Source organism: Alishewanella maricola, assembly GCF_016343785.1.
Classification (GTDB): Bacteria; Pseudomonadota; Gammaproteobacteria; order Enterobacterales; family Alteromonadaceae; genus Alishewanella; species Alishewanella maricola.
Genome location: NZ_JAEINI020000001.1, coordinates 344,937 through 360,735 on the forward strand (window position 1 = coordinate 344,937; position 15,799 = coordinate 360,735).

General features: G+C 48.0%; 15 protein-coding genes. 13 read left to right on the plus strand and 2 right to left on the minus strand.

The window, feature by feature from the left end; all coding sequences use genetic code 11:
- Position 1 precedes the first annotated feature (1 nt).
- The 4 genes from JAO78_RS01710 (at position 2) to rpoS (ending at position 3,524) form a co-directional block, all read left to right on the plus strand.
- Positions 2 to 640, plus strand: coding sequence for a protein-L-isoaspartate(D-aspartate) O-methyltransferase (locus tag JAO78_RS01710; protein WP_226749625.1), 639 nt, complete (start codon positions 2 to 4; stop codon positions 638 to 640).
- A gap of 27 nt (positions 641 to 667) precedes the next feature.
- On the plus strand, positions 668 to 1,588 hold the full coding sequence (locus JAO78_RS01715; protein WP_226749626.1) for a DUF368 domain-containing protein: 921 nt from the start codon (positions 668 to 670) through the stop codon (positions 1,586 to 1,588).
- Positions 1,589 to 1,675: 87 nt separating this feature from the next.
- Positions 1,676 to 2,437, plus strand: a complete 762-nt coding sequence (locus JAO78_RS01720) for a peptidoglycan DD-metalloendopeptidase family protein (protein ID WP_439647498.1) — start codon at positions 1,676 to 1,678, stop codon at positions 2,435 to 2,437.
- A gap of 94 nt (positions 2,438 to 2,531) precedes the next feature.
- Positions 2,532 to 3,524, plus strand: coding sequence for an RNA polymerase sigma factor RpoS (rpoS, locus tag JAO78_RS01725; RefSeq protein WP_226749628.1), 993 nt, complete (start codon positions 2,532 to 2,534; stop codon positions 3,522 to 3,524).
- Between the two features lie 218 nt (positions 3,525 to 3,742).
- Here the strand turns inward: rpoS and JAO78_RS01730 are convergent, their stop codons facing one another.
- Positions 3,743 to 4,918, minus strand: coding sequence for a benzoate/H(+) symporter BenE family transporter (locus JAO78_RS01730; RefSeq protein ID WP_226749629.1), 1,176 nt, complete (start codon positions 4,916 to 4,918; stop codon positions 3,743 to 3,745).
- An 18-nt stretch (positions 4,919 to 4,936) separates the two neighbouring features.
- Positions 4,937 to 7,507 (minus strand): DNA mismatch repair protein MutS, encoded by a 2,571-nt coding sequence (gene mutS / locus JAO78_RS01735; protein ID WP_226749630.1) that lies wholly within the window; start codon positions 7,505 to 7,507, stop codon positions 4,937 to 4,939.
- A 31-nt stretch (positions 7,508 to 7,538) separates the two neighbouring features.
- Between mutS and JAO78_RS01740 the strand changes: the two genes are divergently transcribed.
- From JAO78_RS01740 to JAO78_RS01780, 9 genes are all read left to right on the plus strand, one after another.
- Positions 7,539 to 8,033, plus strand: coding sequence for a CinA family protein (locus JAO78_RS01740; protein WP_226749631.1), 495 nt, complete (start codon positions 7,539 to 7,541; stop codon positions 8,031 to 8,033).
- Between the two features lie 61 nt (positions 8,034 to 8,094).
- Positions 8,095 to 9,138 (plus strand): recombinase RecA, encoded by a 1,044-nt coding sequence (gene recA / locus JAO78_RS01745; protein WP_226749632.1) that lies wholly within the window; start codon positions 8,095 to 8,097, stop codon positions 9,136 to 9,138.
- 307 nt (positions 9,139 to 9,445) lie between these two features.
- Positions 9,446 to 12,052 (plus strand): HzsA-related protein, encoded by a 2,607-nt coding sequence (locus tag JAO78_RS01750; RefSeq protein WP_226749633.1) that lies wholly within the window; start codon positions 9,446 to 9,448, stop codon positions 12,050 to 12,052.
- A complete protein-coding gene (locus JAO78_RS01755; protein ID WP_226749634.1) occupies positions 12,053 to 12,784 on the plus strand; it encodes an SH3 domain-containing protein in 732 nt (243 codons plus the stop codon).
- Positions 12,754 to 13,398, plus strand: coding sequence for an outer membrane beta-barrel domain-containing protein (locus JAO78_RS01760; protein ID WP_226749635.1), 645 nt, complete (start codon positions 12,754 to 12,756; stop codon positions 13,396 to 13,398). The genes JAO78_RS01755 and JAO78_RS01760 overlap by 31 nt, the downstream gene beginning before the upstream one ends.
- Positions 13,399 to 13,412: 14 nt before the next feature.
- Positions 13,413 to 13,910, plus strand: a complete 498-nt coding sequence (locus JAO78_RS01765) for a TlpA family protein disulfide reductase (protein ID WP_226749636.1) — start codon at positions 13,413 to 13,415, stop codon at positions 13,908 to 13,910.
- Positions 13,876 to 14,124: a DUF4266 domain-containing protein gene (locus JAO78_RS01770; protein WP_226749637.1), complete on the plus strand. Its 249-nt coding sequence runs from the start codon at positions 13,876 to 13,878 to the stop codon at positions 14,122 to 14,124. The genes JAO78_RS01765 and JAO78_RS01770 overlap by 35 nt, the downstream gene beginning before the upstream one ends.
- The gene (locus JAO78_RS01775) at positions 14,111 to 15,247 is read left to right on the plus strand and encodes a DUF3570 domain-containing protein (protein ID WP_226749638.1); all 1,137 of its coding nucleotides are present in this window, start codon (positions 14,111 to 14,113) and stop codon (positions 15,245 to 15,247) included. The genes JAO78_RS01770 and JAO78_RS01775 overlap by 14 nt, the downstream gene beginning before the upstream one ends.
- 12 nt (positions 15,248 to 15,259) lie before the next feature.
- Positions 15,260 to 15,790 (plus strand): hypothetical protein, encoded by a 531-nt coding sequence (locus tag JAO78_RS01780; RefSeq protein ID WP_226749639.1) that lies wholly within the window; start codon positions 15,260 to 15,262, stop codon positions 15,788 to 15,790.
- Positions 15,791 to 15,799: the final 9 nt, after the last annotated feature.

The following is a 15,799-nucleotide window of genomic DNA, read 5'->3' on the forward strand; positions in this document are numbered from 1 at the left end:
TATGGCAGTCGTTACCTTACGTAGTGCGCAGATGTTAGCGCAAAAACTTCAAGCTGATGGCATCACTGATGCCCGTGTACTGAGCGCTATCGCGCAAACACCGCGCCACCTCTTTGTTGAACCAGTGCTAGCACACAAAGCTTATGAGAATACGGCCTTGCCGATTGGCTTGGGGCAAACCATTTCGCAACCTTATATTGTGGCACGTATGACCGAGCTGTTGCTGCATGGCGGCAGTTGCGGCAAAGTACTCGAAATTGGTACGGGCTCGGGTTATCAAACTGCCATTTTGGCTCGGTTATTCAGTCATGTTTGCAGTGTCGAGCGTATTAAATCGTTACAGTTTCAAGCGAAGCGCCGTTTACAAGCGCAAGATTTACACAATGTGTCGATGAAGCACGGTGATGGCTGGTTAGGCTGGCCGACGAAAGGGCCCTTTGATAGCATTATTGTAACCGCTGCGCCGGTGGATGTGCCGCAAGCCTTGTTAGAGCAATTAACCGATGGCGGGCGTTTGGTGATCCCCGTGGGTGCGGAACAACAAGTGTTACGTGTTTATCAGCGAAACGGCGAACAGTGGCAAAAACAAGATATTGAAACCGTAAGGTTTGTTCCCTTAGTGCCAGGCGATCTGGCGTAACCAGCACAACGTGCAAACAGGAAGTATATGAAGTATCTGCAATGGCTGATCAAAGGTCTCGCTATGGGGGCGGCGGATGTAGTGCCGGGCGTTTCGGGCGGCACACTCGCGTTTATTTTGGGTATTTATGAACGTTTATTAGGCGCAATTAGCGCGATAAATGTACAGGCGTTTCAGTTGTTACTTAAAGGACGATTTCAGCAATTGTGGCGGCATATCGATGGCACTTTTGTGTTGTGTTTGTTTGCCGGGATTTTCCTCAGTATTTTTTCCCTCGCCTCGCTGATCAGTTGGTTGTTAGAGCATCGGCCAGTACCCTTGTGGGCCTTTTTTAATGGCTTAATCTTAACGGCGTTACCATTTTTGTTACGCTCAGTTAAGTGGTCACTTAGTCGTGCTTTGTTAGCGTCATTAGGTATTGTACTAGCGGTCTTTGTCGGGATGCTCTCGCCAGTTGATCTACAACCTTCTAGTTGGATGTTTTTTGTCGCCGGTGCCGTGGCGATCTGTGCCATGATTTTACCCGGCATTTCTGGTAGCTTTATTTTGTTAATTTCGGGCATGTATGCCCCCGTGATATTAGCCATTCGTGAGTTACATTTTTCGGTGCTGGCGTTGTTTGCTAGTGGTTGCGTTCTGGGCTTATTGAGTTTTTCGCATGTGTTAAAGTGGTTATTGCAGCGCTACCATGATGCCACTCTGGCGTTGTTAACGGGCGTTGTCGTTGGCGCCATGTATCGGCTTTGGCCTTGGCAAGCGGGTGAGTTTATGTATTCACCAAGCCGGTATGCGATAGCGTTTGGTCAAAATGATTTGCTATTGGCATTGCTATGTTTTACCAGTGCAGTGTTCGTGATGCTGGCACTACTGAATCTTGAAAAGTGGTTGGGCGCTGAACCTGAGCGACCCGCAACGGACGATGCTGTAGTAGGCCAAAGCAAGGAGTAAACTATTATTGTCAGGTCTTGCGCAGTTAGCACACTATCTCTGCCCGAAACCCTGAACGGTTTTGGCTGGATAGCTATTGCTGCAGTCCTGTTGTTAACAGGCTGCGCCGGTTCGTCGACTCCGGCGCCAGTCACCACGCTGGAAATTCGTAAACAGCAACATCAATTACGCCAACAACAGACCCTAAGTGGCCGCAGTTACCAAGTACAACGTGGTGACACCTTATATTCTATTGCTTTTCGGGCAGGACAAGATTTTCGCACTGTCGCTGCACGCAATAATATCAAAGCGCCTTACACCATTTATCCGGGGCAGATTATTCAACTGCAAGCGGGTACCGCCGCCAAAATTAAAGGTTCAGTCACGCCTACCACGAGCAAAAGCTCTACCGTAAAATCGGTTGCAGCTAGCTCGCAAAAGGGGTATGTTCAAGAGAGGTCACCTGTCAATATTACTCAATCTGCAAGTACTGCCGTTGGGCGAGTAAGCTGGCAATGGCCTGTAAAAGGTCCCATTTTGGCGCGTTTTTCAACCGCTGAGCAGGGCAATAAAGGGGTAGATATTGGTGGTAGTGCGGGCAGTCGTATCAATGCCGCTGCTGATGGTCAGGTTGTGTATGCCGGTAATGCGCTACGAGGCTATGGCAACTTAATTATCATCAAGCACAACGATGATTACCTCAGTGCTTATGCCCACAATAAACGGCTTTTGGTTAAGGAACGGCAAGACGTTAAAGCGGGGCAACAAATAGCCGAAATGGGTGATACCGATGCGGTAGATACACGGTTACACTTTGAAATTAGATTTCGTGGCCAATCGGTTGACCCGTTAAGGTATTTGCCGAGATAACCGTGAAAACTAATAATAAAAATAATAATAATTAATCCTTTGCATGGAAGCATTGCGCACCTATGGTGTGTCATTAAGTGTGGGGTAAGTGGATATGACAAGTAAAGATCACAAAATAACTGATGCGAAAGATGACGAACTAATTGATGAAAATGTCTTAGCTGAAGATGAAGATATTGAAGCGGAGTTACAGGAGTTATCGCAAGACGAAGGCACTCTAGACGAAATTTTCGTCAGGGATGACAGTCAAAAGTCCATGGATGCGACACAGATTTATTTGGGTGAAATTGGTTTTTCACCATTGTTATCCGCAGAAGAAGAAGTGTATTTTTCTCGTCTATCGCTAAAAGGTGATCAAGCCGCCCGCAAACGCATGATCGAAAGTAACTTACGTTTAGTGGTAAAAATAGCCCGTCGTTATATTAATCGTGGTTTAGCCCTACTAGATTTGATTGAAGAAGGCAATTTAGGCCTGATCCGAGCCGTAGAGAAGTTTGATCCTGAACGGGGTTTTCGCTTTTCAACTTATGCTACCTGGTGGATCCGTCAAACCATCGAACGTGCCATTATGAATCAAACGCGCACGATCCGTTTACCTATTCATGTGGTGAAAGAGCTTAATATTTATTTACGTGCGGCGCGTGAGTTATCACAAAGACTAGACCATGAACCAACCGCAGAAGAAATTGCTGCCTCGTTAGATAAGCCAGTTGAAGATGTCCGTAAAATGCTAAAGCTGAATGAAAAAATCACTTCAGTTGATGTACCAGTGGCTGGCGCTTCAGAAAAACAACTGCTTGATGTTATTGCTGATGAAAAAGAATTAGGCCCCGAGCTAGAATTGCAAGATCAAGACATCAAACAACATCTGGTGATTTGGCTGGAAGAGCTAAACCCAAAACAACGTGAAGTATTAGCACGACGCTTTGGTTTGCTGGGATATGAACCTTCTACGCTGGAAGATGTAGGGCGTGAAATTGGTTTAACGCGGGAACGCGTGCGGCAAATTCAGGTTGAAGCTTTACGTCGGTTGCGTGAAATTGTAACGCATCAGGGGCTAAATATCGAAACACTGTTTCAAGAATAAAGGTGATAACAGCTGCGCTTAGTCCTTCACTAAGCGCTGTCTTGCAGTGACTTGTGGCTGATTATTTATCTTAAAAAACGACATGCTTTTTAGCATGCTCTTAATCTCGTAACTTGCTAACTTGCTAACTTGCTAACTTGCTAACTTGCTAACTTGCTTTGTGCATTACAGTTTTAACCAATTCAACACGATTTAACCGCGAGTTGTTATCTGTTGTCTTAGGTGCTGATGAAGCGCTGTCCTATTTTTTGTACTAACACCGTGATTAAACCGGCTATCAATCCCCAAAAAGCCGCAGCAATATCAAAAAAACTAATGCCTGACGCCGTTACCAGTAAGGTGATCACGGCCGCTTCGCGATAGTCAGGGTCGGCGGTGGTAGTTTGTAAATTACTGGCAATAGTGCTTATTAAGGCTAAACCGGCTAAGGCGGCAATCATGGTTTGCGGAAATGCGGCAAATAGCGCCACTACGGTTGCGCCGGCTAAACCCGCAATTAAATAAGACACACCAGCGGCAATACCGGCAATGTAGCGTTTCTTGGTATCAGGGTGTGCTTCTGTACCGGTGCAAATCGCAGCCGTAATGGCGGCGAGATTAATCGAGAACGCGCCCCAAGGTGCCAGTAATAAGGTACTGAGTGAGGTACTAACAATGATTGGTGACACCGGTGTTTGATAACCGCTGGCGCGGATCACCGCCACTCCGGGGATGTTCTGGGAGGCCATTGTTACCAATAATAATGGTAAGCCTACACCCAGCATGGCACTGAGAGAGAACTCAGGGCTCACCCAAACAGGGCGAGTGATGCTAAGCTCTAAGTGCGACAAATCTAATTGCCCACCGGCGATGACAATAACCAAGCCGCTCACTAATACTAGCAAAATGGCATACCGTGGCACAGTCGCTTTGGCAATCACATAGCTGATACACATAATGGTGACCAGCAGCATTTCACTTTGCATGGATTGAAAGATCGCAAAGCCAAATTGCAGTAAGATCCCCGCCAACATTGCGCTGGCTAATGAAGGTGGGATCAGCCGTGTCAGGCGTTCAAACATGCCACTTAAGCCAATGATTAAACCCAATGCCGCAGTAAAAATAAACACCCCGGTGGCTTCGGCAATACTCAGTCCTTGCAGGCTGCCCGCTAATAAAGCGGCGCCAGGTGTTGACCATGCGGTAATAATCGGCGCTTTATAGTACCAAGATAGGCCAATACAGGTAGCCGCCATACCAATACCTAAGGCTAACAACCATGAGGCAATGATCTCGCTACTGGCACCGGCCGCAGCGGCGGCTTGAAACACGATGGCAACTGAGCTGGCAAAACCGACTAATACCGCAACAAAGCCAGCAACAATAGCAGACACACTCATGTCTTTTAATAGCATCTTGATCCCTTAAGCGCGTTAGGCGTCCAATTGTTTTTTAAGTTGATAGAGTAAATCTAACGCCTGACGAGCGCTGAGCTCATCGGGATCGATCTGTCTTAATTGCGCCAGTAGCGGGTGCTCTGCTTCTAACAACGGCAATTGTGCTTCGCTGCCCGTTGCCGGCTTTGTGGCGACACTGGGTTGTAGTTCCAGTTGGTGCAGTTTTTGTTTCGCTTGTTGGATCACGGCCTTGGGTACACCGGCAAGTTGTGCCACTTGCAAACCAAAACTCTTACTGGCGGCACCGTCCTGCACATTATGCATAAACACAATATGCTCACCATGCTCTACAGCATCCAAATGGACATTCGCAACGGCGGGTAGCTGTTCGGCTAAATCGGTTAATTCAAAGTAATGGGTGGCAAAAAGCGTTAAGGCTTTAATTTTTTTCGCTAAATAATCGGCACAGGCCCACGCTAAACTTAAGCCATCATAGGTACTGGTGCCCCGGCCAATTTCATCCATCAGCACTAAGCTTTGAGCGGTAGCATGATGCAAAATGGTTGCTGTTTCGGTCATCTCAACCATAAAGGTTGAACGCCCGGAAGCCAGATCATCAGACGCGCCAATTCGGGTAAAAATCCGATCAACGGGGCCGATGACCGCCGAGGCAGCAGGCACAAAACTGCCTATCGCGGCCATCAGCGTAATAAGTGCGGTTTGCCGCATGTAGGTTGATTTACCGCCCATATTGGGGCCGGTAATCATTAACATGCGCCGTTCTGCATTTAATCGTAGGGGGTTTGCAATAAAGGGTTCACTTAATACGTGTTCGACAACCGGATGCCGCGCTTGCTGCAAGTGAATGCCGATGTCTGTACTCAACTCTGGCCGACAATATTGATGCAGTACCGCGCATTCTGCCAAACTGGCTAATACATCGAGCTCGGCCAAGGCGTCAGCGAGGTGTTGTAATTGGGCTAAATAGGGGCTTAGCAGTACAAAGAGTTGTTCGTACAGCTGTTTTTCCAGCGCTAACGCTTTGCTTTGACTACCCAGTACCTTGTCTTCATGGGCTTTTAGCTCTGGAATAATATAACGCTCATTATTTTTTAGCGTTTGGCGACGAATATAATCAGCCGGTACTTTGTTATCAGCACTGCGACCCGTTTCAATATAAAAGCCGTGTACTCGGTTGTAACCCACTTTCAGCGAGCTAATACCGGTGCGTTCCCGTTCGCGCTGTTCTAATTGGCTTAAATAATCTGTAGCGCCTTCAGCTAAGGCTCGCCATTCATCTAAGGCGGCATCGTATCCATCGGCAATGACACCGCCATCGCGGATCAGCACCGGGGGCGTTTCAACAATGGCTCGTTGCAGTAACTCAAGCAATTCTGGTAGCGGCGCACTGGCCTGTGCATGGCGCTGCAGTAGATCGCTGTGGGCGAGCGTTAATTGCTGCTGCAAGTTAGGCAAGGCCGTTAACGCTTGGCGCAAGCGGGCAAAATCGCGTGGTCTGGCGCTTTTTAAGGCCAAGCGGGCAATCACCCGCTCTATGTCACCGATATGTTTTAGCTGCGGTTGCAGGCTTTCGTAATCGTCGGTTAACTCGGCTACCGCCGCTAGCCGTAAATTGATTTTCTGTTGATCGCGCAGCGGGGCGTGGATCCAGCGTTTTAATAAACGCGAGCCCATTGGCGTTTGGCAATGATCCAGCACACTGGCTAGGGTATTGTCGGTTTGCCCAGAGAGCGTTTGGGTGAGTTCTAAATTTCGCCGAGTGGCGGCATCAAGCACAATATAATCTTCTGCCCGCTCTAACGCGATACTGCGGATATGTGGCAGTTGCGCCCGTTGGGTATCATTAACATATTGCATTAAACAGCCTGCGGCCATCAACGCCACTGGGGCGTCTTCTACGCCAAAGCTGCGTAAATCGCGGGTACCAAATTGTTGGCATAAAGCCCGTTCGGCAGTTGCCAAATCAAATTCCCAAATCGGCCGCCGCCGAGCGCCTTTGCGTTCAATTAGCTGTGGCTGGTTAAAGTCTTCCGGATAAAGCAACTCTGCGGGGTTTAAGCGTTGCAATAACGCGGCGAGATCATCAAGGTTATCCACTTGATTTAATAAAAAACGGCCGCTGCTTAAATCCAGCTGCGCTAAACCAAAATGTTGCCGGCTGTGACTAATCGCACACAATAAATTGTCGTGTTGCGCATTGAGTAAGGCTTCATCAGTAACGGTACCAGGGGTGACAATGCGTACCACTTTACGATCGACCGGCCCTTTGCTGGTGGCGGGATCGCCAACTTGCTCACAAATTGCCACCGACTCACCTAGCTGAACTAAGCGCGCTAAATAGCCTTCTACGGCGTGATAGGGTACACCGGCCATGGGGATTGGCTCACCGGCGCTTTGGCCTCTTTTGGTCAGCGAGATATCCAATAAGGTTGAGGCCTTTTTCGCATCATCAAAAAATAGCTCGTAGAAGTCACCCATCCGATAAAACAATAAAATGCTAGGGTGCTGACTTTTCAACGCCAGATATTGTTGCATCATCGGCGTATGAGCGCTTAAGGCTTGCTCCGGTTTCTGGTCTGACGGCATAATGGTGTTATTGAGTCCCGTTGGATTATATATGACAGAGGCATCAGTAAGTTTTGACCTTGCCAGTGAGTTAGGTCAGCTATTATTGCGGAAAAACTACAGTATCACCACTGCAGAATCGTGTACAGGTGGCGGAGTTGCTTATTGGCTAACCGCTGTCGCCGGAAGTTCAGCTTATATTGATCGTAGTTTTGTCACTTACAGTAATAAAGCTAAGCAGCAATTGTTAGCGGTACGCAGTGCCACCTTGCTACAATATGGCGCAGTGAGTGTTGAAACCGTAGCTGAAATGGCCAGCGGTGCTGCCAAAGCTGCTGGCGCTGAATTGGCGATTGCCATTTCAGGTATTGCGGGGCCGGGGGGTGGCTCGGCCAGCAAGCCGGTTGGATTAGTGTGTTTTGGATTTTATTTACAAGGCACGATAACCACGCAACAGCATGTTTTTAAAGGCGATCGGCAGCAGGTTCGTCAGCAAGCCATTGAACATGCCTTACGGCAAAGCATCTTGTTGTTGACAGCTAGTTGAAACTCTACTACTGTATGCTCATACAGTGTTTACTAACTGACCGATTTTACCGGAGTAAGAGATGGACGATAACAAACAAAAAGCCCTGAGTGCCGCATTAACTCAAATTGAACGCCAGTTTGGTAAAGGTTCTATTATGCGCCTAGGTGACAGTACCGCTCTGGATATTGCGGCAGTATCAACAGGCTCTTTAGGCCTAGATATTGCCCTTGGCATTGGCGGTTTACCTTATGGCCGTATTGTTGAGATCTACGGTCCTGAATCGTCAGGTAAAACGACGTTAACCTTACAAGTTATTGCTGAAGCACAAAAAGACGGCAAAACCTGTGCCTTTATCGATGCCGAGCATGCTTTAGATCCGATTTACGCTAAAAAGCTGGGTGTTGATGTCGATAAATTATTAGTATCGCAACCTGACACCGGTGAACAAGCACTAGAAATTTGTGACATGTTGGTGCGCTCGGCTGCGGTTGACGTTGTTATTGTCGACTCGGTAGCCGCCTTAACGCCAAAAGCTGAAATTGAAGGCGACATGGGTGATAGCCACATGGGTTTACAAGCCCGTTTAATGTCACAAGCCTTACGTAAATTAACCGGTAACATTAAACGTTCAAATACCCTATGTATCTTCATTAACCAAATTCGTATGAAGATTGGTGTGATGTTCGGTAACCCAGAAACCACCACCGGTGGTAATGCTTTAAAATTCTACGCGTCAGTGCGTTTGGATATTCGCCGTATTGGTTCAGTAAAAGACGGTGATGAAATTACTGGTAACGAAACCCGTGTTAAAGTGGTAAAAAACAAAGTTGCGCCGCCGTTTAAACAAGCTGAATTTATTATTCAATATGGTGCGGGTATCAACAAACTAGGCGAGCTTATTGATTTAGGTGTGCAGCAAAACCTCGTCGATAAAGCCGGTGCTTGGTATGCTTATCAAGGTAACAAAATTGGCCAAGGTAAGGCCAATGCCATGAAATACTTGCAAGAAAACAAAGCCATTGCGGATGAAATCGAGAAAATTCTGCGCGAGCGCTTGTTGTTAAAGCCGGGCGAAAAAGTGATTGATGAATCAATACCTGCTGATTTCGAAGCAGACCTATAATACTTTATAGTTAGAAAAAACCAGCAGTGATGCTGGTTTTTTTGTTTTTATGCGTAGTTAAATTGCCGCCAAGGGGCAAAAGACGGGTTTGCGTAAGCGCACTAAACTATTGAGCTAATGCAGGATGTTGCAATCACGACCAAAACCGCTTTTTCTACTATCGGGAATAATACCCAAGCCCGCCGTTTGGCGTTGAAATTAGCTATTGCTCTGTTAACGGGCCAAGGCTACTCTAATAACGTTATTTTGGTTCAGTTTTTTTGCAATACACTAGAGTCATCGCAGTTGGTGGCGGGTAATAACAATAATGACTAAACACACCCTTTTGCTGCTTCTGAGTATTTTCGGCTTAATGAGCTGTAAGGCCGATATTAGCGTGCAAGACGAGCCAGCCGATCCGGTAGTGCAAGAATTCCCCCTCATTTTTGTGCAACGCGCGTTATTTGACGATGCGGGCAATCCTTACCAAACCGATTTGACTGCGCCAGAGCAATTTAGCCCTGGTGCACAGCTGATATTAAAACAAAATGCTTTTGCGCAGTCGGCAGAGCAAGCGATATTAGCTCAGTATTTCCCTGATGGCGGCTATGACGTTAAAGATCTGCTGGTATCGCCTGACGGCAATAGCCTGTTGTTTGCATTACGACCGCCGGCCTTACCAAATGTGCCCGAGGAGTTACAACCCACTTGGAGTCTGTGGCGTTATAGCCTGACTGAACAGAGTGCAGCACCGATCATCAGTAATTCCCTTATTGCGGAGCAAGGACACGATATCAATCCTGCACTGTTAGCCGATGGTCGCATCGTCTTTAGCTCTACTCGTCAGCAAAAAGCCCGGCAAATTTTATTAGATGAATTTAAACCCCAGTACAGTGCTTTACATGAAGATCTGCAGGGGCCGGCGTTTAATCTGCATGTGATGAATGCCGACGGCAGCGAAATAACCCAAATTAGTTTTAACTTAAGTCACGATTTGTATCCATTGGTGCAAGCCGATGGGCATATTCTTTACAGTCGCTGGGATAATCAAAGCGACCGTAATATGTTTAATTGGTATCAAATGCGCCCTGATGGCTCCAGTAATCAGCTATTATATGGTTGGCATTCGCATCGCAGCGGGCCGAATGACACAGTGGTGGAATTTGCCAAACCCTTGTTACTGGCCGATGGTGAGATCGCAACCTTATTAAAAAACCGCCAACAAACGCACTTAAATGCCTTACCCGTGCAAATAGCCTTAACACTGGCCAGCGATAACACGCAGCCGTTATATCAACAACAGTTAAACTTACCGGCACAGACCGCCTTGCTCCCTTGGCCTTTTGATAATATCTTACGCGCTGAGCCTGCCGGCTTAGTGCAAAATGTCTTTGCGTTACAAGATGGCTCATCGCGTTATCTGCTCAGTTGGTCACCTTGTCGGGTCAGAGTGAATGAGCAAATCGTGCCTTGTGCGCAGGTTGATGATGCTAGTGCTTACCCCGCGGCTGATCCTTTATTTGGATTATGGTTATTCGATTTAGCGAAGCAAACCCAAGTGCCGGTGAAATTAGGGTCGGAGCAGCAGTTGCTCACTGAAGCGGTGGTGATGCAGCAGTATCCGCGGCCCGCATTTTTAGCCAGTAACCCAGACGCGGATCTTACTCTGATAGAGCGTGGCGAAGCGATTTTAGATATTCGTAGTGTTTATGATATTGGTGGTGAAGCGGTGTTGCCCATTAGCCAATTGGCGGATCCAATGCAAACCAGTGCCGCACAACGCCCCATCCGTTATGTGAGCTTGATACGTGGTGTGCCCATTCCACCAGAAGAGGTGCGAGAGGTGCCTAATTTTGCTTATGGGGTAAACCGCAGGCAGTTGATGCGTGAATTGGTCGGTATTACACCGGTTCAACCTGATGGTTCGGTACGAGTAAAAGTACCAGCCAATGTGCCGTTAGCGCTTAGCTTACTGAATGCTGAAGGGCAGGTCGTCTCTGCGCAACATCAGCAATGGATCACCTTAGCGCCGGGCGAGACACTCCGTTGTAATGGTTGCCATAGTGCGACCAATACTCGGCCACACGGGCGTTTAACAGGCGAATGGCCGACGATTAATCCGGGGCCAGAAAATGCCAGTAGCGCTTTTAGCAATGCCAATCCGCAATTACCGCCGAATGCCGGTGAGACCATGGCGCAAACCCTGGCACGTTTGCTAGGCGAGCCTATGTTAAGTGCCGGCTTGGCCTATACTGATCTATGGACCGATCCCGCGCGCCGTCAGCCGGATCCGCCAGAGCAAAATCACTTTAGTGAGCTCGCCACTACCTTACCGGTAGGCTTAGATTGCTTTGAACGCTGGCAAGCGGCCTGTCGTTTGCGCATTGATTATCCCACACACATACAACCCCTGTGGCAACGTGACCGTCGCCAATTTGACCCTGTAAGTAACGAACTGCTGCAAGACAACAGCTGTGTTAGCTGTCATAGCCGTAGCGATGCCGCAGGCAATGCTAGGTTGCCTGCGGCGCAGTTAGAGCTAACGGCTCAAGCCTCGGACATTCAAGCGGCTCATTTAACCAGTTACCGAGAGTTGCTGAGTAATGATAACGAGCAAGAATTGCTGGGTGGGGTGCTCGTTGACCGTTTAGTGCAAGCGGTCGATGGCAACGGTAATTTAGTATTTTTACGAGATGCCAATGGCGAGTTGATTTTGGATGAAAATGAGCAACCGATCCCGGTCATGATCACGGTCAATGTCCCGCCCTTATTGCGGGCAGGAAATGCCCTGGGCAGTAGCCGTTTCTTCCAAACCTTTGCCCCAGGCGGGCGTCATCAGGGGTATTTGTCGCCAGTCGAATTAAGATTGATTAGCCAGTGGCTCGATATGGGCGCGCAATATTACAATTCCCCTTTTGCAGTGGAGCTACCCTAGATGCGCTTTTTAACGCACATGGGTTGTGGGCTATTTTGTAGCCTACTGCTCGCTTTATTACCGTTGCAGGCGCAGCAAGTGGTGGTGCAACAAGATTTTGTTGAGCTACATACCGGCCCTGGTAGAGGGTATCCGATAGTGCAGGTGGTGTTAAAAGGTGACGCGCTAACATTACTTAAACAGCGCGGGGGCTGGATCCGCGTGCAATATCGGCAACAAACATTATGGCTAGCCAGTGCCGCTCTAGCGCACCTGTATTTGCCCGAGGGCGAGCAAAGTTTGGCCAGTCTATGGCAAGTTGATCAGCCGCCGAGTGCATGGCAGTTAGGACTGGCTGCAGGTGATTTTGCCGGTACGAGTTACTACCAACTCAGTGCCAGTTATGACTTCTCCGATGTGATTTTTATTGAACTCAGTGCTGGGCAGGGCAGTGGTCAACAGGCCAGCAGTCAACAGTTTTTAGTGCAATTGGGCGTTAGCCCTTGGCCGCACTGGCGTTGGTCGCCCTATTTTGCTTTAGGTGGTGGTGTGTTGTTAACTCAACCACGAACTATCTTGGTACAAACGCCTGAGCGTAATAGCCCCATGGCCAATATGGAATTAGGGCTTGATTATGCGCTAACCCGTCGTTTACAAGCCAATTTACGTTATCGGCGTGGCTTAATTAGCACCGAACGTGATATTAACGAAGAGACAAATACATGGTTAATCGGATTAAAGCTGGCCTTTTAGTCAGCAGTTTATTATGGCTAAGTCCATTCGTTTGCGCGCAGCAAGCAAACAGCAGCACGGCACGGATTGAGCCAGAAATCGAGCAATCGCAGGTGACGCCCGCTAAGCTAGATAGCGAGAATGTTGTGCTAGCGCTGCGCGGGGGTGTTATCGCCATCGAAGACTTTGGCAGTAGCGGTTTGGTGGCGCTGCAACTGGGTTACCATATCAATGAAGATTTTTATGTTAATGCTGAGTTTGCTCAAGCCAAAGCAGGGTTAACGTCTTACGAGCGCTTAAGTGGCGCTGCGGCGCCCTTATTAACTGACAGCGAACGCGAGTGGCGTTATTACGGTGCTGAGCTCGGTTACGTGGTGCTGCCAGGCCAAGTTTTTTTAGGTCGGAACTGGGCCTTTAATACGGGTTGGTCAATTTTTGCGGGTGGCGGTAATGTTGATTTCGCGGGCGACAAGGTTTTTGCAGTAAAGCTGGGGAGTCAGTTTCGTCTCTATATGACCGATTGGCTGGCGCTGGATTTACAGGTAACCGACTATGTGTTTGAAACCACGATCTTAGCCGAGAGCAAAACCACCCATAACTTACAGTTAGGCCTGGGGCTTGCGCTGTATTTTTAATATAAGGAAAGACTATGCGCACACTGTTATTAAGCCTGTTGTTAACTGTGTTGTCATACTGCGCTGTTAGCGCAAAGGTGCATGCAACCGATTCGGCACAAGCACCTGATTTTACGCTTAAGTCGTTAACGGGGGTGAATCTACGTTTAGCTGAACAACGCGGCGAGATTATTGTGTTAAATTTTTGGGCCAGCTGGTGTAGCCCGTGCCTACAAGAAATGCCCGCATTAGATCAGCTTGCCAACAAGTATCGGCCTTTGGGGGTGCAAGTGTGGGGCGTGAATGTTGAAGCGGATAGCCGTGCGGCACAAAAATATTTAAGTAAAACTCAAGTACAGTTTCCCATCTTGTTTGATACCGAGAATAGCGTATCAGAGCGTTATCAAGTACAAGCGATGCCCACTACGGTGATCATCAATCAACATGGCGATGTGTTTAGTGTGCATCGTGGTTATAAACCGGGCTATGAGCAAAAATATGAAAACGATATTAAAACCTTATTGCGCAACTAAACTGTTGCTCGTCGCTGTGGCGTTAGCGGGTATGGTGGGCTGTGCCAGTGTTGAGCCATGGGTTAAACCCTATGAGCGCGCTGAATTAGCCGACCCGATTATGGCTTTTAGTCGTCATCCTATTGCCTTGCAGCACAGTGTGCATGTGCGTGACTCACGTGAAGCAGCCAAAGGTGCCGATGGCAGTGGTGGAGGCGGCTGTGGCTGTAATTAAGGCTGCGCTATGCGGTTTGTTATTGTTGCTAAGCACCGCTGGCTTCGGTGCTGTATTGCCTGATAACCGCGTTGATTTGATGCAGCACAGTTACCAAGGCGGCGGTGTTTCCATTGATGGTCCGGCATTGATGTTACGAACCAAAATTGGTACCCAGGTGTCGGTATCGGGTTTTTATTATGTCGATACTGTGTCAGGAGCCTCGATAGATGTGGTGGCCACGGCCTCAGCTTACAGCGAGACACGCATTGAGAGTCGAGTAGGGATGGATTACCTAACCGGCAACAGTATTTTATCGATAAATTACGCACAAAGTGACGAGAATGATTACAACGCCAAATCACTGTCTTTTGGCGTGTCGCACGATACTTTTGGCGGTATGACAACCCTGAGTTTAAATGCCGGCATTGGCAACGATGACATTGGTCGCAATGGCGATGCAAGCTTCAGTGAGCAGTTACGCCGCTACAGTTATAGCTTGGGGATCACCCAAGTACTCAGTAAACGCTGGATCAGTGCCTTAAATGTTGACGTCGATATGGAGCAAGGCTTTTTAAATAATCCCTATCGCAGTGTGCGTTATCGCGATCCCTTGGCTGAACTTGGCTATGGTTATCAATTTGAAGTTTACCCCGACACGCGCAATAGTTTTGCCGTGGGTTTAGTCAATAAATTTTACTTACCGTATCGCGCAGCCGTGACCTTTTCGCTGCGTCATTACAACGACAGTTGGGATATTACAGGCTTTGATGCGGAATTAGAGTACGTGCATCCGCTGGGTGAGCGCTGGGTGCTCGACAGCCATATTCGCTGGTATCAGCAAGGCGAAGCCTCGTTTTATGCGGATTTATTTGAGTTTGCTAATCAGCAAAACTTTATGGCGCGAGACAAAGAGCTCAGTGATTTTAATAATCTCAGCCTTGGATTGGGCGCCAGCTATCGCTTTGAGAGTTGGGCTTGGTGGCCGGCGGCTAAACCCGAATTAAATATCGAGTGGGATTATATCCGCTTTAATTACAATAACTTTCGAAATGTTACGCTAATCGATACTGCCGTCGGTGCTGAGCCGTTGTATCAATTAAGCGCCAATGTTTATCGGGTGTTTTTCAGTGTCTATTTTTAACGAGGGTGTTTTATGAGCTTGCACCGACCGCGCTTTTTCCTGTTTGCCAGCCTATTGCTAAGCCTGTTGGTTGCCATGCCTTTGCTGGCGCAAGAGTCTGCAGAGCAACAGCTTGAGCAATTAAAACAACAAGCGATTGCTTTGAATCGCGAATTGTTCATTTTGGAAGAAGAATTATTGTTTCCAGCACAAACACAATTGGCGGTATTTTTGTCGGTGGATGCGGGGCAGTTTTTTCAGTTAGACAGTGTCCAGCTTAAACTCAACGATGAGTCGGTCACGGCGTATCTGTATACCGAAAAAGAAATCGCCGGGTTATTGCGCGGCGCCATTCAGCCATTATTTAAAGGCAATATTCGCGCCGGTGAACATACTTTAACTGCGGTGTTTGTGGGTAAAGGCCCTGATAAGCGTGATTATCGCCGAGCCATCAGCCACACCTTTACTAAGGCAGATGATGCGGTGCTACTTGAGCTGAAAATTAGCGATAGTTCGGCTAATTACCAACCTGCTTTTAGTGTTGAAGCATGGTCTGGCAATTGAATTATCGCC